The 23775-nt window shown below is 68.8% G+C and carries 22 protein-coding genes, 2 tRNA genes and 1 pseudogene; 14 read left to right on the top strand and 11 right to left on the bottom strand.

What is annotated here, in order from left to right; all coding sequences use genetic code 11:
• Positions 1-111: 111 nt before the first annotated feature.
• A complete protein-coding gene (locus AB0A63_RS29970; RefSeq protein ID WP_360397098.1) occupies positions 112-744 on the bottom strand; it encodes a GNAT family N-acetyltransferase in 633 nt (210 codons plus the stop codon).
• Positions 745-878: 134 nt separating this feature from the next.
• On the opposite strand from AB0A63_RS29970, the gene AB0A63_RS29965 reads away from it, so the two are divergent.
• Together AB0A63_RS29965 and AB0A63_RS29960 are read left to right on the top strand one after the other, a co-directional pair.
• Positions 879-2195, top strand: a complete 1317-nt coding sequence (locus AB0A63_RS29965; RefSeq protein ID WP_360397097.1) for a PLP-dependent aminotransferase family protein — start codon at positions 879-881, stop codon at positions 2193-2195.
• A gap of 16 nt (positions 2196-2211) precedes the next feature.
• Positions 2212-3156, top strand: a complete 945-nt coding sequence (locus tag AB0A63_RS29960; RefSeq protein WP_360397096.1) for a D-alanine--D-alanine ligase — start codon at positions 2212-2214, stop codon at positions 3154-3156.
• A 101-nt stretch (positions 3157-3257) separates the two neighbouring features.
• Here AB0A63_RS29960 and AB0A63_RS29955 read toward each other — a convergent pair whose 3' ends face one another.
• The 8 genes from AB0A63_RS29955 to rpmH all read right to left on the bottom strand — a co-directional run bounded on the left by AB0A63_RS29955 (position 3258) and on the right by rpmH (position 8832).
• Complete coding sequence (locus AB0A63_RS29955; RefSeq protein WP_360397095.1) at positions 3258-4232, bottom strand: ParB/RepB/Spo0J family partition protein; 975 nt, start codon at positions 4230-4232, stop codon at positions 3258-3260.
• On the bottom strand, positions 4229-5104 hold the full coding sequence (locus tag AB0A63_RS29950; RefSeq protein WP_360397094.1) for a ParA family protein: 876 nt from the start codon (positions 5102-5104) through the stop codon (positions 4229-4231). The genes AB0A63_RS29955 and AB0A63_RS29950 overlap by 4 nt, the downstream gene beginning before the upstream one ends.
• A gap of 92 nt (positions 5105-5196) precedes the next feature.
• Positions 5197-5844 (bottom strand): 16S rRNA (guanine(527)-N(7))-methyltransferase RsmG, encoded by a 648-nt coding sequence (gene rsmG, locus AB0A63_RS29945; RefSeq protein ID WP_360397113.1) that lies wholly within the window; start codon positions 5842-5844, stop codon positions 5197-5199.
• Positions 5845-6421: 577 nt separating this feature from the next.
• Positions 6422-6994 carry a R3H domain-containing nucleic acid-binding protein gene (locus tag AB0A63_RS29940; protein WP_360397093.1) on the bottom strand — a complete coding sequence of 191 codons (573 nt, stop codon included), beginning with the start codon at positions 6992-6994 and terminating at the stop codon, positions 6422-6424.
• A 31-nt stretch (positions 6995-7025) separates the two neighbouring features.
• The gene (gene yidC / locus AB0A63_RS29935) at positions 7026-8066 is read right to left on the bottom strand and encodes a membrane protein insertase YidC (RefSeq protein ID WP_360397092.1); all 1041 of its coding nucleotides are present in this window, start codon (positions 8064-8066) and stop codon (positions 7026-7028) included.
• 3 nt (positions 8067-8069) lie between these two features.
• Positions 8070-8327 carry a membrane protein insertion efficiency factor YidD gene (gene yidD, locus AB0A63_RS29930; protein ID WP_360397091.1) on the bottom strand — a complete coding sequence of 86 codons (258 nt, stop codon included), beginning with the start codon at positions 8325-8327 and terminating at the stop codon, positions 8070-8072.
• Positions 8324-8665 (bottom strand): ribonuclease P protein component, encoded by a 342-nt coding sequence (gene rnpA / locus AB0A63_RS29925; RefSeq protein ID WP_360397090.1) that lies wholly within the window; start codon positions 8663-8665, stop codon positions 8324-8326. Before rnpA ends, yidD begins: the two co-directional genes overlap by 4 nt.
• A gap of 23 nt (positions 8666-8688) precedes the next feature.
• A complete protein-coding gene (rpmH, locus tag AB0A63_RS29920) occupies positions 8689-8832 on the bottom strand; it encodes a 50S ribosomal protein L34 (RefSeq protein ID WP_030465619.1) in 144 nt (47 codons plus the stop codon).
• Positions 8833-9178: 346 nt separating this feature from the next.
• Between rpmH and dnaA the strand changes: the two genes are divergently transcribed.
• The 11 genes and pseudogenes from dnaA (at position 9179) to AB0A63_RS29865 (ending at position 21648) form a co-directional block, all read left to right on the top strand.
• Entirely contained in the window at positions 9179-10780 is a 1602-nt protein-coding gene (gene dnaA / locus AB0A63_RS29915) for a chromosomal replication initiator protein DnaA (protein ID WP_360397089.1), read from the top strand.
• A 740-nt stretch (positions 10781-11520) separates the two neighbouring features.
• The gene (gene dnaN, locus AB0A63_RS29910; RefSeq protein ID WP_360397088.1) at positions 11521-12645 is read left to right on the top strand and encodes a DNA polymerase III subunit beta; all 1125 of its coding nucleotides are present in this window, start codon (positions 11521-11523) and stop codon (positions 12643-12645) included.
• Between the two features lie 42 nt (positions 12646-12687).
• Positions 12688-13602, top strand: coding sequence for a phosphogluconate dehydrogenase (NAD(+)-dependent, decarboxylating) (gnd, locus tag AB0A63_RS29905; RefSeq protein WP_360397087.1), 915 nt, complete (start codon positions 12688-12690; stop codon positions 13600-13602).
• Between the two features lie 3 nt (positions 13603-13605).
• On the top strand, positions 13606-14712 hold the full coding sequence (gene recF / locus AB0A63_RS29900) for a DNA replication/repair protein RecF (protein WP_360397086.1): 1107 nt from the start codon (positions 13606-13608) through the stop codon (positions 14710-14712).
• Between the two features lie 118 nt (positions 14713-14830).
• Complete coding sequence (locus AB0A63_RS29895) at positions 14831-15364, top strand: DciA family protein (protein ID WP_360397085.1); 534 nt, start codon at positions 14831-14833, stop codon at positions 15362-15364.
• A 247-nt stretch (positions 15365-15611) separates the two neighbouring features.
• The gene (gyrB, locus tag AB0A63_RS29890; protein ID WP_360397084.1) at positions 15612-17582 is read left to right on the top strand and encodes a DNA topoisomerase (ATP-hydrolyzing) subunit B; all 1971 of its coding nucleotides are present in this window, start codon (positions 15612-15614) and stop codon (positions 17580-17582) included.
• Positions 17583-17637: 55 nt separating this feature from the next.
• Positions 17638-20181, top strand: a complete 2544-nt coding sequence (gene gyrA, locus AB0A63_RS29885; RefSeq protein ID WP_360397083.1) for a DNA gyrase subunit A — start codon at positions 17638-17640, stop codon at positions 20179-20181.
• Positions 20182-20441: 260 nt separating this feature from the next.
• Positions 20442-21125 carry a DUF3566 domain-containing protein gene (locus AB0A63_RS29880; RefSeq protein WP_360397112.1) on the top strand — a complete coding sequence of 228 codons (684 nt, stop codon included), beginning with the start codon at positions 20442-20444 and terminating at the stop codon, positions 21123-21125.
• Positions 21126-21199: 74 nt separating this feature from the next.
• Positions 21200-21273, top strand: a tRNA-Ile gene (locus AB0A63_RS29875).
• Positions 21274-21408: 135 nt separating this feature from the next.
• A pseudogene (locus AB0A63_RS29870) lies at positions 21409-21528 on the top strand (DLW-39 family protein); the annotation flags it as partial.
• A gap of 47 nt (positions 21529-21575) precedes the next feature.
• Positions 21576-21648, top strand: a tRNA-Ala gene (locus AB0A63_RS29865).
• A gap of 460 nt (positions 21649-22108) precedes the next feature.
• On the opposite strand, the gene AB0A63_RS29860 is transcribed toward AB0A63_RS29865, so the two are convergent.
• Positions 22109-22504, bottom strand: coding sequence for a DoxX family protein (locus AB0A63_RS29860; RefSeq protein ID WP_360397082.1), 396 nt, complete (start codon positions 22502-22504; stop codon positions 22109-22111).
• Positions 22505-22614: 110 nt separating this feature from the next.
• On the opposite strand from AB0A63_RS29860, the gene AB0A63_RS29855 reads away from it, so the two are divergent.
• Positions 22615-23148 (top strand): DUF2020 domain-containing protein, encoded by a 534-nt coding sequence (locus tag AB0A63_RS29855; RefSeq protein ID WP_360397081.1) that lies wholly within the window; start codon positions 22615-22617, stop codon positions 23146-23148.
• Here the strand turns inward: AB0A63_RS29855 and AB0A63_RS29850 are convergent, their stop codons facing one another.
• Positions 23149-23715: a hypothetical protein gene (locus tag AB0A63_RS29850; protein ID WP_360397080.1), complete on the bottom strand. Its 567-nt coding sequence runs from the start codon at positions 23713-23715 to the stop codon at positions 23149-23151. It abuts the gene before it with no gap.
• Positions 23716-23775: the final 60 nt, after the last annotated feature.

Below are 23775 nucleotides of genomic sequence, written 5' to 3'. Positions count from 1 at the left end.
TCCTTACCACCCCCGGCTGGCCCTCCTTTTTTCCCACCCCCTCCCCTTTCCCCCGGCCCGGGGGGGCCCCCCCGCCCCCCCCGGGGGAACGCGGGGCCCCCGCGTGACATCTCAGGCCGGGCGGAAGCTGGGTTCCGCGGTCGAGACGGTGACGCTGTTGAGGAGGCGTTCGAGGGCGGCCTCGACGTCTTCCTTCCAGGTGATGGCGCTGCGCAGCTCCAGGCGCAACCGGGGCCAGCGCGGGTGCGGCCGCACGGTCTTGAAGCCGACGCTCGTGAGGAAGTCGGCGGGCGTGACGCAACTGCTCGCCTCGGCGTCCGGCCGCATGTCGCCGAACGCCTCGACCGCCTTCACGCCGCGCCGGGTCAGGTCCTTCGCCACGGCCTGCACGAGCACGCGGCCGAGTCCTCCGCCGCGGAACTCGGGGAGCACGTCGAGCGACGTCAGCAGTACCGCGTCCGGGCTGACCGGCGAGGTGGGGAAGGCAGCACTGCGCGGCACGGCAGCGGGCGGTGCGTAGAACGCCGAACCGGCCGGAATGCCGTCGCAGTAGATGAGACGGCCGCACGAACCCCACTCGAGCAGGACGCTGGAGACCCAGGCTTCCTTCTCGAACTCCGTGTCCCCGTACTCCTCGGCCTGTTCGCGCAGGTGAGGGGCCAGTTCCCAGAAGACGCACGTTCTGCTGTGCTTGGAGAGATGCTCCAGGTTGTCCAGCGTGACGCCCACGACGCGACGGGACACCCCGACCTCCACCCGTTAACACACACAGTGAACCCACACGAGCGTAGGCGAATGTGACGGAACCGGGAAGGCGCGTGCCCTGAACGGGACGACGGTTACACTCGCTCGGGACAATTCCCATTCAGGAGTCCCTCATGACGATGCCCGGACAGCCCGCCAAGCAGGGCCCCAGAAGCCTTGACCCCCACCTCCGCCGCTACGCAGCGCGCACGGCAGGGATGACGGCATCGGAGATCCGGGCACTTTTCGCAGTCGCGTCACGTCCCGAGGTGGTCTCGCTGGCGGGCGGCATGCCGCACCTGGCCGCGTTGCCGCTGGACTCGCTGTCCGCGGAGATCGGCCAGCTCGTCGCCACCGAGGGTCTCGTGGCGTTGCAGTACGGCTCAGCGCACGGTGTTCCGCTGCTGCGCGAGCAGATCTGCGACGTGATGGCGATGGAGGGCATCAACGGCCACCCGGACGACGTGGTGGTGACGGTCGGCTCGCAGATGGGCCTGGACATGGTCACCCGGATCTTCTGCGACCCCGGTGACGTGGTGATCGCGGAGGGTCCGTCGTACGTGGGGGCCCTCGGGTCGTTCACGGCCTATCAGGCGCAGGTCGTGCACGTGGCGATGGACGCCGATGGGCTCGTGCCCTCGTTGCTGCGAGAGGCGCTGGAAGCCTGCAAGCGCGCCGGGCAGCGGGTGAAGTTCCTTTACACGATCCCGAACTTCCACAACCCGGCCGGCGTGACGCTGGCGGTGTCGCGGCGGGCTGAGATCCTGGAGATCTGCCGCAGCTACGGCGTGCTGGTCGTGGAGGACAACCCGTACGGCCTGCTCGGGTTCGACGGGCAGACGTACCCGGCGCTGCGGTCGATGGACCCGGACAACGTCGTGTACCTCGGGTCGTTCTCGAAGACGTTCGCCGCCGGTCTGCGGGTCGGCTGGGTGCTGGCCCCGCACGCGGTGCGGGAGAAGCTGGTGCTGGCGGCCGAGTCGGCCACCCTGTGCCCGCCGACGCTGAACCAGATGATCGTGTCCCGGTACCTGTCGACGCAGGACTGGAAGGGTCAGATCAAGACCTACCGCGAGGCCTACCGCGAACGGCGGGACGCGGCGATCTCGGCGCTTGAGCAGCACATGCCGCAAGGTTCCACGTGGAACATCCCGGATGGCGGCTTCTACGTCTGGGTGACCGTGCCGGAGGGCATCGACACGAAGGCGATGCTGCCGCGTGCCGTGACCGCCCGCGTGGCGTACGCGTCCGGCACCGGTTTCTACGCGGACGGCTTCGGCTCCCGCCAGCTGCGCATCTCGTACTGCTACCCGACGCCGGAGCGCATCCGGGAGGGCGTCCGCCGCCTGGCGAACGTCATCGAGGACGAGATGCAGCTGGCCGCGACCTTCGGGGCGACGACGGGCCGGCAGCTGTCCGGTCCGCAGACCCCGTCGCCCGACACCGCCTGATCCTTGGAGTTGTGCTGTGGCTGACCGCATGGTCGCTGTGCTGTCCGGTGGGCTCTCCCACGAACGCGAGGTCTCGCTCCGCTCGGGCCGCCGGCTCTCCGCCGCGCTGCGCTCGGTGGGCGTCACCGTGGAGGAGTGGGACGCCGACGCCTCGTTGGTGACGCGGCTGCGCGAGCACCGCCCGGACGCCGTCGTCGTCGCCCTGCACGGCGGTGAGGGCGAGAACGGCTCGGTGCAGGCGATCCTGGAGATGCTCGGCGTGCCCTACGTCGGCACGGACTCGCGTGCGTGCCGCCGGGCGTGGGACAAGCCGACTGCGAAGGCTGAGCTGGCCCGTGCGGGCCTGGCGACGCCGGAGTGGGTGGTCCTGCCGCACGCGACGTTCCGGGAACTGGGTGCCAAGCCGGTGCTCGACGCGATGGTGTCGACGCTGGGGCTGCCGTTGATGCTCAAGCCGGACCAGGGCGGCTCGGCGCTGGGCGCCCAGGTGGTGCGGGATGCCGCGGAGCTGCCGCCGGCGATGGTCGGCTGCCTCGCCTACGGCGACACCGTCCTGGCCGAGCAGTTCATCGCCGGCGTCGAGGTGGCGGTCTCGGTGGTCGACGGTCCGGACGGGCCCACGGCACTGCCCGCCGTCGAGATCGTGCCGGAGACCGGCGTGTACGACTACACCGCCCGCTACACCGCCGGGCTGACCGACTTCCACGCGCCGGCCCGGCTGGACCCGGCGGCGGCGAAGGCGGTCGGCGAGCTCGCGGTCGCGGCCCACCGGTTGCTCGGGCTGCGGGACGTGTCGCGGACCGACGCGGTGGTGGCGGAGGACGGGACCGTTTACTTCCTCGAAGTGAACGTGTCGCCCGGACTGACCGAGACCTCGCTCCTGCCGATGGCCGTCGAGGCAGCGGGGCAGTCGCTGGGGGAGATCTACGCGGGGTTGGTGGAGCGCGCCGTCGCTCGCTGAGGCCCTCTGTCGACAACGGAAAACAGGTGACGCCCCGTATCCTCTCGGATGCGGGGCGTCATCGTCACCGTGACACAAGGCCCGTGGGTGATCCTATGGGCCTACTCCGAAGTCCGAATTGTCGGATTCGAGTTCATCAGGCCGACGATCCGTTCAAGATCGTCGACTGACCCGAACTCGACGACGATCCGGCCCTTTCGCTGCCCCAGTTCGACCTTCACGCGGGTGTCGAAGCTGTCCGAGAGGCGCTCGGCGAGCTCCTGCAGACCCGGCGCGTGCAACTGCTTGCGCGGGGCCTGCTTCGCCTTCGCCGGCTTCTCGTTCTTGGCGATCGTCACCGCTTCCTCGGTCGCGCGGACCGACATGCCCTCCGCGACGATCCGGGCGGCGAGCTCCTCCTGCGCGCCGGCGTCGTCGAGACCGAGCAGTGCGCGGGCGTGGCCGGCGCTGAGCACGCCCGCCGCGACCCGGCGCTGAACGGGGAGGGGGAGCTTGAGGAGGCGGATGGTGTTCGTGACGACGGGGCGGCTGCGGCCGATGCGGTCGGCGAGCTCCTCGTGCGTGACGCCGAACTCCTCCAGCAGCTGCTGGTAGGCCGCCGCCTCTTCGAGCGGGTTCAGCTGGACGCGGTGGATGTTCTCCAACAGCGCGTCGCGCAGCATCACGTCGTCGGCGGTCTGCCGCACGATCGCCGGGATGGTCTTGAGCCCGGCCTGCTGGGTGGCCCGCCACCGGCGCTCGCCCATGACGAGCTCGTAGGTGTCACCGCCGAGCTCGCGCACGACGATCGGCTGCATGAGCCCGAACTCCTTGATGGAGAACGACAGCTCGTTGATCGCGTCCGGGTCGAACACCTGGCGCGGCTGCTTCGGGTTCGTCCTGATCGCGGTGACCGCGATCTCCCGGTAGACAGCGCCCGCCACCTCGCCGACGGGGGACTGCTGGTGCTGTTGCTGGGCCTTGGCACCGTTGCCCGTCAGCACGGGCTTGATGGCGCTGGGCGCGCCGGGTGGCGGACCCTGCGGGATCAACGCGGCCAGGCCGCGCCCGAGTCCCCCCTTGCGCTGTTCCGTCATGCGCCCTCTCCCTTGGCCCCGCGCTGCGCGATCTCCTTGGCGGCGTCGAGGTAGCTCATCGACCCGCGCGAGCCGGGGTCGTACGTCAGCACCGTCTGCCCGAAGCCCGGCGCCTCGCTGACCTTCACGCTCCGCGGGATCACCGTCCGCAGGACCGTGTCGCCGAAGTGGCTGCGCACCTCGCTCGTCACCTGGTCGGCGAGCTTGGTGCGGCCGTCGTACATCGTCAGCAGGATCGTGGAGATGCCGAGGTCCGGGTTCAGGTGGTGCTGCACGAGCTCGATGTTGCGCAGCAACTGGCTCAGCCCCTCCAGCGCGTAGTACTCGCACTGGATCGGGATCAGCGCCTCCTGGGCGGCCACCATCGCGTTGACGGTCAGCAGGCCGAGGCTCGGCGGGCAGTCGATGAAGACGTAGTCGGGCTGGAGCTCGTCCAGTGCCTCCGGGCTCAGCGCCTCCTTGAGGCGCGACTCGCGGGACACCATGGACACGAGCTCGATCTCGGCGCCGGCGAGGTCGATCGTCGCGGGCACGCAGTAGAGGTTCGGGGACGTCGGGCTGACCTGAGCCGCCTCGGCGATGGAGATCTCGCCGATGAGCACCTCGTAGACGGACGGCGTGCCGGACCGGTGCTCGACCGAGAGCGCCGTGCTCGCGTTGCCCTGCGGGTCGAGGTCGATCACGAGCGTCTTGAGCCCGTGGATGGCGAGTGCGGCGGCGAGGTTCACCGTGCTCGTCGTCTTGCCGACGCCACCCTTCTGGTTGGCGACGGTGATGACCCGCCGGTGCCTCGGGCGGGGGAGCAGGGACTCGTCAGGGTGCAGCACGTTTGCCGCACGAGCCGCCTCTTCTGCAATCGGGGTCCACACCACGGCGCTGTCATCTCCGTTTTTGGTCGGCTTCGGCTTCGGCTGGGATCCAGTTTCACGTGAAACGTCGGCAGTTTGGAACTCCGGGTACACGCTCACCGATCCCTTCGCGTCTGGCGCTCGACGATGAGCACCGTCGTCGGCACCTCAAGTACGTCCGCTCCCACGACGACGACATGTCCGTTGACGCCCCCAAGACGCCGCACAGCTGTTCCGTCGCGGTCCAACTCCTCCTGCGCGCGCTCGCCCTTGAGCGCCACCATCCGCCCGCCACCCTTGAGCAGGGGGAGGCACCACCGCGCGAGCTTGTCGAGCGGAGCAACAGCTCGCGCGGTCACCACGTCACAGTTCTTGAGGCGGTCCTTGACCGGACCCTCCTCGGCCCGCCCGCGGACCACCGCCACGTTGCTCAGGCCGAGCTTCTCTACGACCTCTTCGAGCCACGCGATCCGGCGCGCCATCGGCTCCAGGAGCGTGACCCGGAGATCGGGTCGAGCAATCGCCAGCGGCACCCCCGGCAGTCCGGCACCGGAGCCCACGTCGACAACCCGCTCGTTCGGCTGGATCACCTGCTCGATGACCGCCGAGTTGAGCACGTGCCGATTCCAAATCTTGTCGACCTCACGGGGCCCGATGAGCCCCCGCTCGACGCCGTGCTCCTCCAGGAGCCTGACGAACTCGGCGGCACGCTCGACGTGCTCACCGAAGACGAGCTTCGCGTTGTCGGGCAACTCCCCGGCCATGTTCTCCGTCCGACGTTTCACGTGAAACCACGCGGCGGCGGCGTTCCGGCGGCCGGTGGAAAAGCTGGCGAATGCCAGGGCACCATCATGACGGATGCACCGTGTGCTCCGCCAAATCCTGAGCACCGTTTCACGTGAAACTTGGGGCAAATCGTGAGACCACCCATCCACACCGTCTCCTGGGGCGGTCCGGGCACCATCTCGACCATGGCGCACCCGCCCGGCGGCATCCCGATCGGTGACCGGACGGCGTGGAGCCGACGGAAGCGTGGCGGCTGATCTCAGAAGCGGGCGGGCTCTCGATGCCGGGCACGGGGGAGTAGTCGAACTGGCAGGAGACGTGGTGGGCGGCGCGGGTCGGGCTGTTTCACGTGGAACGGTGATCGCTGCGTTGGCTGGCCGCGGCGGAGTCTTCGGGCGCGGCGGTCGCCAAGCGCCAACGAGCACAACGGGGGAGACAGCGGGGGAGCACGGCTTCCACGAGAAGGATCTCCTCCCGCCGCTCCCTCCCCGGAGACAGCGAACGGCCCCTGGCTCCAACCGGAACCAGGGGCCGTAGGGCCGAAACTTCAGAGCATCACGGCTTCGGGAAGACGATGACCCGGCGCTGCGGCTCCTCGCCCTCGCTCTCGCTGTGCACACCCGCGACCGCGGCCACGGCGTCGTGCACGACCTTGCGCTCGAACGGGGTCATGGGATGCAGGCGGGCGCGCTCGCCGGATGCGGCGACCTTCTCCGCGGTGGTGCGGCCGAGTTCGGCGAGCTCGGCGCGGCGGCCGGCGCGCCACTGGGCGATGTCCAGCATCAGGCGGGAGCGGACGCCCGTCTCCTGCTGGACGGCGAGGCGGGTGAGCTCCTGGAGCGACTCGAGCACGTTGCCGCGGGGGCCGACGAGCTTCGAGAGGTCCTCGCCGCCGTCGATGCTGACGACCGCGCGGCCGCCCTCCACGTCCAGGTCGATGTCACCGTCGTAGTCCAGCAGGTCCAGCAGGCGCTCGAGGTAGTCACCCGCGATGTCGCCTTCCTGGACGAGCAGGTCCTCGGTCTTGCCCGGCGACTGCGACTCCGACTCTGACTGCGTCTCCGACTGCGGCTCGGCCTCGTCCGACGACGACGCCTCCACGTCGGTCGCCTGCAAGGTCTCCGACACGATGTCTCCTCTCCGGGGCGAACGCCCGAAATCAGCGGCGCTTCTTGCTGCCCGGCTTCTTGCTGGTGGATCGGCCTGGGGTCAGGCCGGGAATCTCGGTGTTGGAGTTGCCGTTCACGTCGGCCGGGGAGTCCGGCTTCTGCGCGGCCGGCGAGCCGCCGGGGCCCGCGGTCGGCATGCGCTTCGCACCGTTGGCCGGCTTGACGCCGGGTGCGGGCTTCTTCGGGTTGACCGGCTTCACGCCCGGCTTGGGAGCGAGGGCCTGGCGGGTGGTCACCGCGGTGGCCTTCTTCTCCTCTTCCTCCGCGTCGATGCGGCGGTAGACGACGTACTGCTGGCCGAGCGTCCACGCGTTGTTGGAGAGCCAGTACAGCAGGATCGCGACGGGGAAGAAGAAGCCACCGACCAGGACGCCGATCGGGAACAAGTACAGGGTCAGCTTGTTCATGATGGCCGTCTGCGGGTTGTCCAGCGCGGCCTGGTTCTGGCGGGCGACCGAGTGGCGGGCCGTGAAGTGGGTCGCGATGGACGCCACGATCATCAGCGGCACGGACACGAGGATGACGTTCAGGCGCTCGGTGCCGAACTGCGCGAGCTGGTCGGCCGGCATCGTGATGAACGTCGACAGGTTGGTGCCGAAGAGCTTGGCGTTGACGAACGAGTCGACGCCCTGCTTGTCGAAGAAGTAGACCTCGCCCCAGCCGGGCTTGAACGACCGCAGCACGTGGAACAGACCGATGAACACCGGGATCTGCACCAGCATCGGCAGGCAGCCGCCGAGCGGGTTCACGCCGTGCTCGGACTGCAGCTTCTGCATCTCCTGCGCCTGGCGCTGGCGGTCGTTCGGGTACTTCTTCTTGATCTTCTGCATCTCCGGGGCGAACTCCTGCATCCGCCGCATGGAGCGCACCTGGCCGACGAACGGCTTGAACAGGATGGCGCGCAGGGTGAAGACCAGGAAGATGACGGACAGCGCCCAGGCGAAGCCGCTCGACTCACCGAACACCTTGCCGAACACCCAGTGCCAACACCACAAGATGAAGGACACCGGGTAGTAGATGAAGTTGAGCACGAGCTACTCCTCGGTGGATACATCGGGGACCTGCCGCCTCGGCGGTACCGGGTCCAGGCCTCCAGGGTGCCAGGGTCCGCAGCGCAGCAACCGGCGGATGGTCAGCCAGGTTCCGCGGAACGCCCCGTGGACGGTCAACGCCTCCACCGCGTACGCACTGCAGCTCGGGTAGAAGCGGCACGTGGGCGGCAGCAGGGGCGAGATGAAACGCCGGTAGAAGTGCACCGGCAACAGCGCGACCTTCGCGGGCAACGTGGTCATCGCAGCACCTTCCGCAGAGCGGAGGAGAAGTCGGCGGCCAGGTCGGCGCTCGACGCCACCGCTGCAGAGGGCAACGCACGCACCACGACGAGAGTTCCGGCGGGCATGCCGGAGAGGTGTTCGCGCACCACGTGCCGCAGGCGGCGGTAGACGCGGTGGCGAACGACGGAGTTGCCGACGGCCTTGCTCACGACGAAGCCCACCTTGGACGAATCCAAGGTGGGCACGTCTGGCGTCAAGGCGTGGACGACCAACCGGGGCCGTCCAGCGCGGCGGCCTCGGCGAACCACCAGGCCGAAGTCCTGGCTGCGGGTGAGCCGGGCGGCCGCTGGAAGCACGACGACGCTGCGCTTACCAGCTGTCAGGCAGACAGCGTGGCACGGCCCTTGCTGCGGCGCGCGGCCAGAATGGCGCGGCCGGCGCGGGTCCGCATGCGCAGCCGGAAGCCGTGCGTCTTCGCGCGGCGGCGGTTGTTGGGCTGGAAGGTGCGCTTACCCTTGCTCACGGTCGGTTCTCCCGGTGCTTCACTGCTGACAAAGCCTCTGTGGTCGTCCCCGACGGCAGTAGACGTAGGCGCGCGAAAGGCGCCCGTCGCAAGCGGGAGACTCATCTGAGGGTACGCACCCCCGGGTGCCGCGACCAAATCGGGGTGGGCCAAGCCACGTCTTGTCGGGCGCCCGCACCCTTGTTACCGTTCTTCCCTCGCGCGTGCCGGGCCGGTGTGGGAGCCGCCAGCACCGGCTACACAACGCACCTTTTAGTGCACAGTTGTGGATAACTCTGTGGATACCTCTATTCTCCGTGTCCACATGTGGAGTCACGGACTCCGGTGGAGGGGAGGGGAGCGCGGGGTGTCGAACCAGCAGGTCGACCTTGGTCACGTGTGGGCCGAGGTGGTGCAGGAGCTGGCCGCGAGCCACCTGTCCCCTCAGCAGCGCGCGTGGATGAGGGTCACCCGTCCGATCGGTCTGCTGGACGGGACCGCCCTGCTCGCCGCACCGAGCGACTTCGCGAAAGAGGCGATCGAACGCGCGCTGCGCGACCCGATCACCGACGCGCTGTCCCGCAGGCTCGGCCGTTCCGTCTCGCTGGCGGTGAAGGTCGACTCCCCGGAACCGGTCAGCCCGCCGACCGCGCCGATCTCGGTCCACGCCGTCCAGGCGGCGCAGGTGGGGCAGCCCGTTCCGGTCGCGCCGGTCCCTCCGGTCGTCGTCACCGGCGACACGCCCGGCCCCGTGGACGAGGGTGCGGAGCCTGCGGAGGGCAGCGACTCGGACGAGGTCGACGAAGCCGGCGACGCGCTCGCCGCCGTCACCGAGATCTGGCCGACGTTCAACTCCGCGAGCTCGGCCACGGCCGCACCGCCCAACGGGAACATGCCGTACACCCGGCCCGCGAACCCGTCGCCGTCGCAGACCCGGCTGAACGAGAAGTACAACTTCGACACGTTCGTCATCGGCGCCTCGAACCGGTTCGCCCACGCCGCCGCGGTCGCGGTGGCCGAAGCACCGGCCCGCGCCTACAACCCGCTCTTCATCTGGGGTGAGAGCGGCCTCGGCAAGACGCACCTGCTGCACGCCGTCGGGCACTACGCCCAGCGCCTGTTCCCCGGCATGCGCGTGCGGTACGTGTCGACCGAGGAGTTCACCAACGACTTCATCAACTCGCTGCGCGACGACCGCAAGGTCGCCTTCCAGCGCCGCTACCGGGACATCGACGTCCTCCTCGTGGACGACATCCAGTTCCTGGAGGGCAAGGAAGGCACGCAGGAGGAGTTCTTCCACACGTTCAACACGCTCCACAACACGAACAAGCAGATCGTGGTGTCGAGCGACCGGCCGCCCAAGCGGCTGGAGACGCTGGAGGACCGCCTGCGCACGCGGTTCGAGTGGGGCCTGATCACGGACATCCAGCCGCCCGAGCTGGAGACCCGGATCGCGATCCTGCGCAAGAAGGCGGCCCAGGACCGGCTCGCGGCCCCGGCCGACGTGCTGGAGTTCATCGCCTCCCGCGTCGAGCGGAACATCCGCGAGCTGGAGGGCGCGCTCATCCGCGTCACGGCGTTCGCGTCGCTCAACCGCCAGCCGGTCGACATCCAGCTCGCCGAGATCGTGCTGCGCGACCTCATCCCGGACTCGCACGCGCCGGAGATCACCGCCCCGACGATCATGGCGGTCACCGCCGAGTTCTTCGGCGTCTCGATCGACGACCTGTGCGGTCCCGGCAAGACGAAGGCGCTCGCGCAGGCACGGCAGATCTCCATGTACCTGTGCCGCGAGCTGACCGACCTGTCGCTGCCGAAGATCGGTCAGACGTTCGGCGGCCGCGACCACACGACCGTCATGCACGCGGACAAGAAGATCCGCAAGGAGATGGCAGAGCGCCGGCGCATCTACGACCAGGTCCAGGAGCTCACCTCCCGGATCAAGCAGCGCGCCCGCCACGCTCCCTGATCCCACCTGGGTAAGACGCCAAGGGGTTCCTCCACCGCGGAGGGACCCCTTCTTCTTCGCGCCGCGTCCGCGCCACGCGGTGAGCTCTCACCGGGGCGGGAGCGGCCGCGGGGTCCCCGCACACCCAGGGAGGGGACGGGGGAGCGCCGCGCGACCCGGGTGGAGAGGGGCGGCCGGGCCCGGGTGGAGGAGGCGTGGAGGAGGTCCAACCGGGTGCGGAGCGGGCAACATCGTCTGCCCGCGCACTCGAAGGGGTGGGGACAACTGGAAAAGTGTGAGACCCGGGCCACGATCCGGCCACGAAAGCCTGTTGAACACCCGGGTACAACTGCCCCGCACCCGGGGACGCACCCGGGGACAACTGTGGACGATCTGTGGATCGAGACCTGTGTACAACTGGCTGTCCCCGGGTGCGCCGGTTTGTCCCCGGGTGCCATCCCCCTGTAGTCCACATGGGGTGAGGTGTCTTGACCTGGGCGTTCAAGGGATGTCCACACAATCCACAGCCCCTACTGTTACTGCTGTTGATCTCTTCAAGAGAAGTTCTTCAAAAGCAAAACAGCGTGGACGGCTCCCGGGGATCGGTGCCCGAACCCCGAAGTGACGCGGAGGGCCAGGACGCTCTACCGTGGTGCTCCGCCCTCGGCCATCGAGGACACTCAGGCCGGGACGAGGCTCCCCCACCCCCACTGGCACGTTGTCGTGGTCGGGCTTGTCGACTGTCGAGGAAAGGACGCCTCATGAAGATCCGCGTCGAGCGCGACGGCCTGGCCGACGCCGTCGCCTGGGTCGCACGCAGCCTCCCGTCCCGTCCGCCCGTTCCCGTGCTGGGCGGCGTGCTGCTCGACGCGGAATCGGAAGACTCGCTGACCGTCTCCGGGTTCGACTACGAGGTCTCCGCCCAGGTCGGTGTCCCCGCCACGATCGCCGACGGTGGCCGCGCCCTCGTCTCCGGCCGTCTGCTCGCCGACATCACCAAGGCGCTCCCGAACCACCCCGTCGAGATCGCGGTCGACGGTGCTCGCATGACGATCAGCTGTGGCAGTGCCCGGTTCAGCCTCCCGACGATGCCGGTCGAGGACTACCCCGCGCTGCCGTCCATGCCGCAGCTGATCGGTGAGCTCCCCGGCGAGGTCTTCGGCGAGGCGGTCAGCCAGGTCGCCGTCGCGGCCGGCAAGGACGACACGCTCCCGATGCTCACCGGCGTCCGGGTCGAGATCGGCGAGGGCAAGCTGACCCTCGTGGCGACCGACCGGTTCCGCCTGGCGATGCGCGAGTTCCCGTGGGAGCCCGACGCGTCCCTCGGCGAGGTCGCCGTCCTGGTCCCCGCCCGCACCCTCGGCGACGCTGCCAAGACGCTCGGCTCCGGCGGCAGCAAGGTCGAGATGTCGCTCGCGGCCAACGACGGGCTGCTCGGCCTGTCCGGTTCCGGCAAGCGCACGACGACCCGCCTGCTCGACGCCGACTTCCCGAAGTACCGCCAGCTGCTGCCCTCCGAGCACTCGGCCGCGGCGATCATCGACATCGACGCCCTGCAGCAGGCGATCAAGCGCGTGTCGCTGGTCGCCGAGCGCGGCACCCAGGTCCGCCTCGAGTTCGTGGACGGCGGCCTGCGCCTGTCCGCCGGTGGCGACGACGAGGGGTCGGCCGAGGAGGAGCTGCCGGTCGAGTACACCGGCGAGCCGGTCACGATCGCGTTCAACCCGGGCTACCTGCTCGACGGCCTCGGTGCCGTCCGCACGCAGAAGGTCCACTTGTCCTTCACCACACCCAGCCGACCGGCGTTGCTGAAGCCGGTGGACGAGGATGGGAACGTGGCGCCGGGCTACCTGTACCTGCTGATGCCCGTCCGCCTTCCCGGCTGAGAAAACCCTTACCGGGTACCAGAAACGTTAGGGGAGAACACCGTGCAGCTCGGACTCGTCGGCCTCGGCAAGATGGGTTTCAACATGCGCGAGCGGGTGCGCCGTGCCGGTCACGAGGTGATCGGCTACGACCGCAACCCGGAGGTCAGCGACTCGGAGTCGCTGGCGGACATGGTGTCCAAGCTCGAAGCACCGCGCACGGTGTGGGTGATGGTGCCGGCCGGCGAGATCACCAGGAACACGGTCAAGGAGCTCAAGGAGCTGCTGGAGCCGGGTGACCTGGTCATCGACGGCGGCAACTCGAAGTTCACCGACGACCAGGTCCACGCCGAACTGCTCGCGGAGAAGGGCATCGGCTACCTCGACTGCGGTGTGTCCGGCGGCGTGTGGGGCCTGGAGAACGGCTACGCGCTCATGGTCGGCGGTGCCGCCGAGCACGTCGAGCAGGCGCAGCCGATCTTCGACGCGCTCCGCCCCGAGGGTCCGCGCGAGGAGGGCTTCGCGCACGCGGGCAAGGTCGGTGCCGGCCACTACTCGAAGATGGTGCACAACGGCATCGAGTACGGCCTGATGCAGGCGTACGCCGAGGGCTTCGAACTGCTCGACAAGACCGATGTCGTCGACAACGTGCCCGGCGTCATCACGGCGTGGCAGCGCGGCACGGTCGTGCGCTCGTGGCTGCTCGACCTGCTGGTGCGCGCGCTCGAGTCCGACCCGGAGCTCGACGACCTGCGCGGGTACGTCGAGGACTCCGGCGAGGGCCGGTGGACCGTCGAGGAGGGAATCAACAACGCGGTGCCGCTGCCGGTGATCTCCGCCGCGCTCTTCGCCCGGTTCACCTCCCGCCAAGAGGACTCGCCGGCCATGCGCGCCGTCGCCGCTCTGCGCAACCAGTTCGGCGGTCACTCGGTGCACCTCGCCGGTCCGTCGTCCGGTTCGGGCAGCACCCAGGGCTAACGGGTGCACGTCAGACACCTCCAGGTCAGCGACTTCCGCTCGTGGGAGCGGGCCGACCTGGCCTTCGAGCCCGGTGTGTCGGTGCTCGTCGGGCGCAACGGCCAGGGCAAGACGAACCTGGTCGAGGCGCTCGGGTACGTGGCGACGCTGGGCTCGCACCGCGTCGCCACGGACGCACCCCTGATCCGGCACGGCGCCCAGCGCGCCGTCGTGCGGACGGCCGTGGTCAACGACGACCGCGAGCTGCTCGTCGAGATCGAGATCACGGCGGGCAAGGCGAACCGGGCCAGGATCAACCGCGGTCCGGTCCCGCGTCCGCGCGACGTGCTCGGCATCCTGCGGACCGTGTTGTTCGCGCCGGAGGACCTCTCCCTCGTGCGCGGCGATCCGGGGGACCGGCGGCGGTTCCTCGACGAGGTGCTGGTGCTGCGCTCGCCGAGGTTCGCGGGCGTGCGCAGCGACTACGACCGGGTGCTGAAGCAGCGCAGCGCGTTGTTGAAGACGGTGAAGCACAGCAGGTCGGCCGACCTGTCGACGCTCGACGTCTGGGACGGGCACCTGGCCAAGCACGGCGCCGAGCTGCTGGCCGCGCGGTTGAAGCTGGTCCGCGACATGGCGGACCACGTGACCACGGCCTACGCGGAGGTGGCGCCGGAGTCGCGACCGGCGCTCATCTCCTACCGGTCGAGCGTCGGCGACCTGCCGGAGGACCGGGAGAGCATCGAGGACCTGCTGCTCGCCGAGCTGGACCGGGTGCGCAGGCAGGAGATCGAACGGGGGGTGTGCCTGGTTGGCCCGCACCGCGACGACCTCGAGCTGACGCTGGGCGAGCTCCCCGCGAAGGGCTACGCCAGTCACGGAGAGTCGTGGTCGTTCGCGCTCGCGCTGCGGCTCGGCGGGTACGAGCTCATGCGTGTCGACGGCATCGAACCGGTGCTCGTGCTGGACGATGTGTTCGCGGAGCTCGACCGCGGCCGGCGCCGGCAGCTCGCGAAGGTCGCTGCCGCCGCGGAGCAGGTGCTGATCACCGCCGCGGTGGCGGAGGACGTGCCGGACGAGCTCAGCGGCGCCCGGTTCGAGGTGCACGGCGGGGAGGTGCGGCGTGTCTGAGCGAAGGCCTGACTCCGGGGGTGCGGACCCCCAAGATGTAGCTCGATCGGGTGTGTCCGCCCACACATCTGGGGACAAGTCTGTGGATGGTGTGGATAACTCCGTCACAAATCGGGACTTGTCCACAGGTTCATTCACACCTGAGGGTGAGCAGCTGCGCGGTTCGGACCTCGCGCGGGCGGCGCTGGAGGCCGCGAAGGCCAGTGCGAAGGCCCGCGGCCGCACGCCCGGCAGCAAGGCGAAGGGCCGACCGGTCAACCGCAGCCGTCGGCGCTGGTCGGGGCCGGGACCGGACGACCGCGACCCCCAGGCGATCGGCCGCATCGCGTCGCGGATCGCCGCGGACCGCGGCTGGGTCGAGCAGCTGCAGGGCGGCCAGGTGTTCGGGCGGTGGGCGAAGCTGGTGGGGGAGGAGCTCGCCGAGCACGCGCAGCCGATCACTCTCAGTGACGGTGAGCTGACGGTCCAGGCGTCGTCCACGGCGTGGGCCACCCAGCTGCGCCTGCTCCAGCGCGACCTGCTGAAGAGGATCGCGGCCGGGGTCGGCAACGGTGTCGTGACCCGGCTCAGGATCAAGGGCCCCGACGCACCCAACTGGCGTCACGGGCCCAGGCACGTTCCCGGCCGCGGCCCGCGTGACACCTACGGGTGAGCCGCTGTCAAGGGCTCAGCGGCCGTTCTGTGGCTCAATGAGCGTTCACCTGGGGATTTGAACCCCCTTTTCGGCCGTCCGCACCCATCCACGCGCGCTTGAGGGCGTCTGTGACCGAATCAAAGGTGTCCTTGACCCCGTTCTGTCGGTGTGCCCCGGTAGAATCAGGGGAGAGCGTCACCACAACCCGGGAAGTCGGGGAACACAGTGCGGGCCCCGCCCGCATCAGCGAGGAGACTCCAGGCCCGTGTCAGCTAAGAAGAATGAGTACGACGCGTCCTCGATCACCGTCCTCGAGGGTCTTGAGGCAGTGCGCAAGAGGCCGGGCATGTACATCGGCTCGACCGGTGAGCGCGGTCTGCACCACCTCGTCCAAGAGGTTGTGGACAACTCGGTCGACGAGGCGATGGCCGGCTTCGCGACGACGGTCGACGTCACCCTGCTCGCCAACGGCGGCGTCCGGGTCATCGACGACGGCCGCGGCATCCCCGTCGACGTGCACCCGGTCGAGGGCAAGCCGACCGTCGAGGTCGTGCTCACCGTGCTGCACGCGGGCGGCAAGTTCGACAGCGACTCCTACGCGGTGTCCGGCGGTCTGCACGGCGTCGGCATCTCCGTGGTGAACGCGCTGTCCACGGCCGTCGAGGTCGAGATCAAGCGCCAGGGCTACGTCTGGAGCCAGCGCTACGAGAACTCGAAGCCCGCGCACGACCTGCGCCAGGGCGAGCCGACCGACGAGACGGGCACGACCGTCACGTTCTGGGCGGACCCGAACATCTTCGAGACCACCGAGTACAACGTCGAGACGATCGCACGCCGGCTGCAGGAGATGGCGTTCCTCAACAAGGGGATCACCATCGTGCTGCGCGACGAGCGGGTCTCGGAGGAGGACGAGGAGGCCGACGCCGAGGGCCACCAGGCCGCGGTGAAGGAACGCGTCTACCACTACCCGGGTGGTCTGGAGGACTTCGTCCGCCACATCAACCACACGCGCGAGGCCGTGCACCAGAAGGTGATCGGCTTCGAGGCGCAGGGCGAGGACCTGCAGGTCGAGGTCGCGATGCAGTGGAACACCGGCTACACGGCCTCGGTCTACACCTTCGCGAACACGATCAACACGCACGAGGGCGGCACGCACGAGGAGGGCTTCCGCGCCGCGTTGACGCGAGTCGTCAACGAGTACGCGCGCGAGAAGAAGCTGCTCAAGGAGAAGGACACCAACCTCACCGGTGACGACATCCGCGAGGGTCTCGCCGCGATCATCTCGGTGAAGTTGAAGGAGCCCCAGTTCGAGGGCCAGACGAAGACCAAGCTGGGCAACAGCGAGGCCAAGTCGTTCGTGCAGAAGTCGACGAACGAGCACCTGGCCGACTGGTTCGAGCGCCACCCCAACGAGGCCAGGGCGATCGTCACCAAGTCGGTGTCGTCGGCGCAGGCCCGCATCGCCGCCCGCAAGGCCCGCGAGCTGGTCCGCCGCAAGGGCGCGCTCGACATCGGCGGCCTGCCCGGCAAGCTCAAGGACTGCCGCTCGACCGAGCCGGAGCGCTGCGAGCTCTACATCGTCGAGGGCGACTCGGCAGGCGGCTCGGCCAAGGAGGGGCGCGACTCGATGTACCAGGCGATCCTGCCGATCCGCGGCAAGATCATCAACGTCGAGAAGGCCCGCATCGACCGCGTCCTCAAGAACACCGAGGTCCAGTCGCTGATCACGGCACTGGGCACCGGCATCCACGACGAGTTCGACCTGTCGAAGCTGCGCTACCACAAGATCGTGCTGATGGCCGACGCCGACGTCGACGGCCAGCACATCCGCACGCTGCTGCTCACGCTGCTGTTCCGCTTCATGCAGCCGCTCATCGAGCACAACCACGTCTACCTCGCGCAGCCGCCGCTCTACAAGATCAAGTGGCAGCGCGCGGAGCCGGAGTACGTCTACTCCGACCGCGAGCGCGACGCCGTGATCAAGGCGGGCCTCGAGGGCGGCAAGCGCCTGGGCAAGGACGACAACATCCAGCGGTACAAGGGTCTCGGCGAGATGAACGCCGAGGAGCTGTGGGAGACCACGATGGACCCGGCGAACCGGATCCTGCGGCAGGTCACCATGGACGACGCGGCCACCGCCGACGAGCTGTTCAGCGTGCTCATGGGCGAGGACGTCGAGGCACGCCGTTCGTTCATCACCCGCAACGCCAAGAGCATCAAGTTCCTGGACATCTGAGTCCGGCTTGCGCACCTAGGCGTCCTGGCGTTTCTGGCGAGAAGGAAAGAGAACAGTGACCGAGACGACTCTGCCGCCGGACCACGACCGCATCGAGCCGGTCGAGATCCAGCAGGAGATGCAGAACTCGTACATCAACTACGCGATGTCCGTCATCGTGGGTCGTGCGCTGCCGGACGTGCGTGACGGGTTGAAGCCCGTGCACGTCCGCGTTCTGTACTCGATGTTCGACTCCGGCTTCCGTCCCGACCGCGGCTTCAACAAGTGCGCCCGCGTCGTCGGCGACGTGATGGGCAACTACCACCCGCACGGCGACTCGGCGATCTACGACGCGCTGGTGCGCCTCGCGCAGCCGTGGGCGCTGCGCTACCCGCTGATCCAGGGCCAGGGCAACTTCGGCTCGCCGGGCAACGACCCCGCCGCCGCCATGCGGTACACGGAGTGCCGGCTCTCCCCGTTGGCCATGCACATGCTGGCCGACATCGAGGAAGAGACCGTCGACTTCCGCGACAACTACGACGGCCGCATCCAGGAGCCGACGGTCCTGCCGTCGCGCATCCCGAACCTGCTGATCAACGGCAGCTCCGGCATCGCGGTCGGCATGGCGACCAACATCCCGCCGCACAACCTCCGCGAGGTCGCGGAGGGCGTCGTGTGGGCGCTCGACAACCACGAGGCCTCCGACGAGGAGACCCTCGAAGCGATGATCGCCCGGATCAAGGGCCCGGACTTCCCGACGTACGGCCAGATCCTCGGCACCTCCGGCATCGAGGACGCCTACCGCACCGGCCGCGGCTCGGTCCGCATGCGCGCCGTCGTCGAGATGGACGAGGACGCCAAGGGCCGCACGATCCTGGTCGTCACCGAGCTGCCGTACCAGGTCAACCCGGACAACCTGGTCGAGAACATCGCCGCCCTGGTGCGCGACGGCAAGCTCACCGGCATCGCGAACATCGCCGACGAGTCGAACCGCCGCATCGGCATGCGCATCGTGATCACGCTCAAGCGCGACGCGGTGGCCAAGGTCGTGCTGAACAACCTCTACAAGCACACCCAGCTGCAGTACTCGTTCGGCGTCAACATGCTGGCGCTGGTCGACGGCGTGCCGCGCACGCTGCGGATCGACCAGATGATCCGCCACTACGTGAAGCACCAGATCGAGGTCATCCAGCGGCGGACCAGGTTCCGCCTGCGCAAGGCCGAAGAGCGCGCCCACATCCTGCGCGGACTGGTGAAGGCGCTCGACCAGCTCGACGCCGTCATCGCGTTGATCCGCCGGTCCGAGACCCCGGACATCGCGCGCACGGGCCTGATGGACCTCCTCGAGGTCGACGAGATCCAGGCCAACGCGATCCTGGAGATGCAGCTCCGCCGCCTGGCCGCCCTCGAACGCCAGAAGATCATCGACCAGCTGGCCGAGATCGAGCTGGAGATCGCGGACCTCGCCGACATCCTCGAGAAGCCCGAGCGGCAGCGCAAGATCGTCCGCGACGAGCTCATCGCGATCGTGGACAAGTTCGGCGACGACCGCCGCACGAAGATCATCCCGTTCGACGGCGACGTGTCCATGGAGGACCTGATCGCGGTCGAGGACGTGGTCGTCACGATCACCCGCACCGGCTACGCGAAGCGCACCAAGACCGACCTCTACCGGGCGCAGAAGCGCGGCGGCAAGGGCGTGCAGGGCGCGCAGCTCAAGCAGGACGACATCGTCGCCCACTTCTTCGTGTGCTCCACCCACGACTGGATCCTGTTCTTCACGAACAAGGGCCGGGTGTACCGCGCGAAGGCGTACGAGCTGCCCGAGGCCAACCGCAACGCCCGCGGCCAGCACGTCGCGAACCTCCTCGCGTTCCAGCCGGAGGAGGAGATCGCGCAGGTCATCCAGATCAAGAACTACGACGTGTCGCCGTACCTCGTGCTCGCGACGCGCAAGGGTTTGGTCAAGAAGTCCAAGTTGTCCGACTTCGATTCCAACCGATCGGGTGGACTAATCGGCATCAACCTGCGCGAGGACGACGAGTTGGTCGGAGCCGTGCTGTGCTCGGCTGATGACGACCTGCTCATGGTGTCCGCGGACGGCCAGTCGATCCGCTTCCACGCGACCGACGACGTGCTGCGCCCCATGGGCCGCGCCACCTCGGGCGTGCAGGGCATGCGGTTCAACGCCGACGACGAGCTGCTTTCCGTCGGCGTCGTCCAGGAGGGTCTCTTCGTTTTGGTCGCGACGGACGGTGGGTACTCGAAGCGAACTCCGATCGAGGACTACCCGGTCCAGGGTCGGGGCGGCAAGGGTGTGCTGACCATTCAGCACGACCGCCGACGTGGCAGGCTGGTCGGAGCGCTCATCGTCGACGTCGACGACGAGCTCTACGCCATCACCTCGAGCGGCGGGGTCATCCGCACCCGCGCCGAGCAGGTGCGCAAGGCAGGCCGGCAGACGAAGGGCGTGCGGCTGATGAACCTCGGCGAAAGCACCACTTTGATCGCGGTCGCACGCAACGCGGATGAGCCCAGCGACGTCGTTAACGATGAGACGTCTGCCGCGGAGGGCTCTGCCGCCGACCAGGCAGAAACCCCGACCGACTCGGCTGAGTAGTCGGGCATCAGCGAGAGGCCAAGGACAAGCTCGTGACTCCACCCGAGAACCGCGAAGGCCGGGACGCGGACAAGACCGCGGTGATCACCAAGCCGACGCCGCAATCCGCGGCGAAGTCGGCCGACGACGCCGGGAAGACCGCGCCCGCGGCCTCCGGTTCCTCGGGTGGGAACGGGCAGGACACCTCGGCCCAGGACAAGACGAAGCCGGTCTCCGCCGACACGGCCAAGGCCGTTCCGGCCGAGGAGAAGACGGCCGCGGTGGCGGCGCCGGCCGCCGAACCCGCCGCACCGGCGGAGGAGCCGGCCGTCACCACGCCGCCGCCCTGGCAGCGCGTGACGAATGACACGGAGGGCACCCAGCAGGACGCCTACGTGGCCCCGACCGCACCGCCCGTGCCGTCGGCGTCGGAGCCCGCCCCGGCGTTCCCCGACACCGACCCGGACACCGTGAAGGTGCAGAAGCCCGTGGTCGGGGGCTCGGCCGTCCCGGTCGGCCTGGGCAGCAGCCGCACGTCGGTGAACCTCGGCACGGGCGGCGCACGCCCCGCCGCGTCCACCCCGTCGGCCCGCCGTCCCGGCCGCGGCCCGCGCCGCGCCTCGCTCCAGATCAAGCGCGTCGACCCGTGGTCGGTGCTCAAGCTGGCCCTGGTGCTCGGCGTCGCGCTGTTCTTCGTCTGGCTCGTGGCCGTCGGCGTGCTCTACGGCGTGCTGCACGGCATGGGCGTCTGGGACAAGATCAACAGCACCGCGAACGACCTCCTCCAGGCCAACGAGCCGGGGGAACCGCTGATCAGCGCCGGTCGCGTCTTCGGCGTCTCGGCGATCATCGGCGCGGTCAACATCGTGCTGTTCACCGCCCTCGCGACCGTCGGCGCGTTCGTCTACAACGTGTCCGCGGATCTGGCCGGTGGCTTGGAGTTGACGCTCTCCGAGCGAGAGTGACCCCCGATTTGGGAGCGGCGAGGACGATCCTGTAAGGTCTTCCTCGTCGCCCCGAGAGGGTGACAGTTGATCGAGGGCCTATAGCTCAGGCGGTTAGAGCGCTTCACTGATAATGAAGAGGTCGGAGGTTCAAGTCCTCCTAGGCCCACTCGATTCGAACTTCTCTCGAATCATCATCGTTTCTGTCTGGATTTCGAGTTCCAGAGCCCCGGCTGGACATCTGCGAAGCCTGTAGGCTGTGCGGTACGTCGGGGCCATCACAGTCTTGTTGGAGGGGTTCAGAGTGGCTAAGAAGCTCATCGCGCTCGTCGTGGTCGCCGGTGCGGTCCTGTTCTTCGTGAAGCGCAGCCGTTCCGCCAAGGCCGACGCGGACCTGTGGCGCGAGGCGACTGCCCCCACCGACTGAGCTTCGATCTCGCGGGCGGCCTGCCGCGTCGCCCCCAAGGTCTCGGGGACGTAGCTCAATTGGCAGAGCACCGCCTTTGCAAGGCGGGGGTTAGGGGTTCGATTCCCCTCGTCTCCACGTATCACCGGCTCGTGCTCGCAAAGAGCGCGAGCCTTTTACGTTCCGAGTGTTTTCTGGGGGCCGAGCCCCCAGACCCCGGCCGGGCGGCTCCGCCCCCGGACCCCCGGCCCGGCTGGCCTTCGGCCTCCCCGGACCCCCGGTCCTGCTGGCCTTCGGCCTCGCCGGACCCCCAGGCCGAGCCCAGACCGGATTTCCCGGCCAGACCCGCGTTGGGCGTCGCCAGATTCCCGGCCGGACTTGCCCTTGGCTTCCGTCGGACTCGCCGCGTTGTTCGCGCCGGACCCTCAGCCGCGCACCGCCCTCAGCCCTTCGCCGAGAACCCGGCCAGACTCGCCTTCGCGGTTCCTTCGCCAGGACTCACCAGGCTCGCCTTCGGTGGCCCATTTACGGGAGTGCAAGGCGGAAGCCCTGTTCGCGGCGTTGCGAACAGGGCTTCGAAAGGGTGGTGAAGGGTGTGTCAGGCAGATGCCAGGGTGCGCTGCTTCGAGGACTGGCGGAGCTTGTCGATCGACCAGGCGCCGGCACCGGTGCAGGCCAGCAGGAGGAACGCCCACGAGTAGACCGCGGCGAGCTCGCCGCCGTTCTGGATCGGGAGCAGGCCCTTCGGCTGGTGCACGATGAAGTAGGCGTAGGCCATGGCGCCCGAGCTGAGCAGCGCTGCCCAGCGGGTCCACAGGCCGATGACGATGAGACCGCCGCCGATCAGCTCGATCAGGCTCATGGGGCCGGCCGGCCAGGACAGCAGCTCGGTTCCCTTCATCACCTTCTGCACGCCGTGCATGACGAAGAACAGTCCGATCACGATGCGGAACAGCCCCAGGGCGTGCTCTCGTCGTTGCTCCAGGAACTCCATGGTCTCGGGTCCTTCCGAGGCGAGGGGCGGGTAACAGGGCACAAAAGGTATGGACCAATTTAGAGTGTGCCGGTAGAGGCGCCATCGGTATCTGGTTGACTGTTGCCCCTATGAAACGAGCACTGCTGCTGCCCCTGCTCGGCGTCCTCGCCGCGTGCGGGTCCCAGGTCGCCCAGAACGTGCCGGTGCCCGCCACGTCCGTTCCGCCGGTCGTGACCACGACCAGCGCAGCACCGGCAGTGCCCCCCGCGCCACAGCCCGTGAAGGACGGCGCGTGCCCCTACCTGCCGACGACGTTCGTGGCCGAGGCGAACGGGCAGCGGGTGCCGAAAGTGAAACTGTCAACGGACGAACCGCACCCGGCGTGTTTTTTCTACGCCAACGCGACTGAGGTCCAGTTGACCGTGCGCGTGTACGCGGGCGACCAAGGGGTCGCCAAGAAGATCGTGAACGAGGCGGCGCCGGACGGTTCACAGCCCGCCAACTCACCCACCGGGTGGACCGGGGGGTACGTGAGCAGCAACAGCGGCGTCGTCTACGCCGTGGCGAAGAGCGACGCCGCTGTCGTGGTCATTACCAACCAGAAGCAGTCGATCAAGGCTCGTCGGATCGCGGAAGAAGCGATCAAGAACCTCGGGTTGTAGCTACTTGACGGGTTCCTTCTGGGTCGGGACCTGGCCGTTGAGGACGGGCTCCGCGTGCGGGGCCTGCTCCTCCTCGTGCAGGTGGACCTCCTCGGGGCGCCGCGTCAGTGCGACGTAGCCGGCTGCCGCGGCCGCGATGAGCAGGCCCAGCACCCACGGCCACCGGCGGCGCTTCGGAGCCTCGGCACCGAGGTTCGCCGCGGCCTTGCGGAGCTCCTTGGCGCGGACCTTGGCGTCCTTCCTGGCGTGCTTGGCCGCCTTCCGCACCTCCTTGCGCACGACCTCGGCCTTGGTCATGAGGTCGGCACGCGTCTGAGCGCTCTTCTTGGCGAGGCGCTTGCGGGACTTGCGGGTCTGCTTCTCCCAGTCCTCCGCCTTGCCCATGAGCTGGTCGGCGCGGTCGACGAGTGCGCCGCGGACCTGGTCGGTCGTGATGCCACGCTCGGCGAGCTTGACCTCTGCGACGTGACCAGCGCGAACGACACCCTCACGCGCGGCCTTCAGACCGGTGCCGACAGCCTTGCCAACCGATTCGCCGGCGCGGGTCATGACGTCCACCTCGTCCATCCTCTGCTCCACACGTTGTCGTCCGGTGATGTCAATAGAGGTACCCATCGTGCCCGTTTC

Source organism: Lentzea sp. NPDC042327 (assembly GCF_040647275.1).
Lineage (GTDB): Bacteria > Actinomycetota > Actinomycetes > Mycobacteriales > Pseudonocardiaceae > Lentzea.
This window is presented reverse-complemented; position numbering and strand designations above follow the sequence as displayed.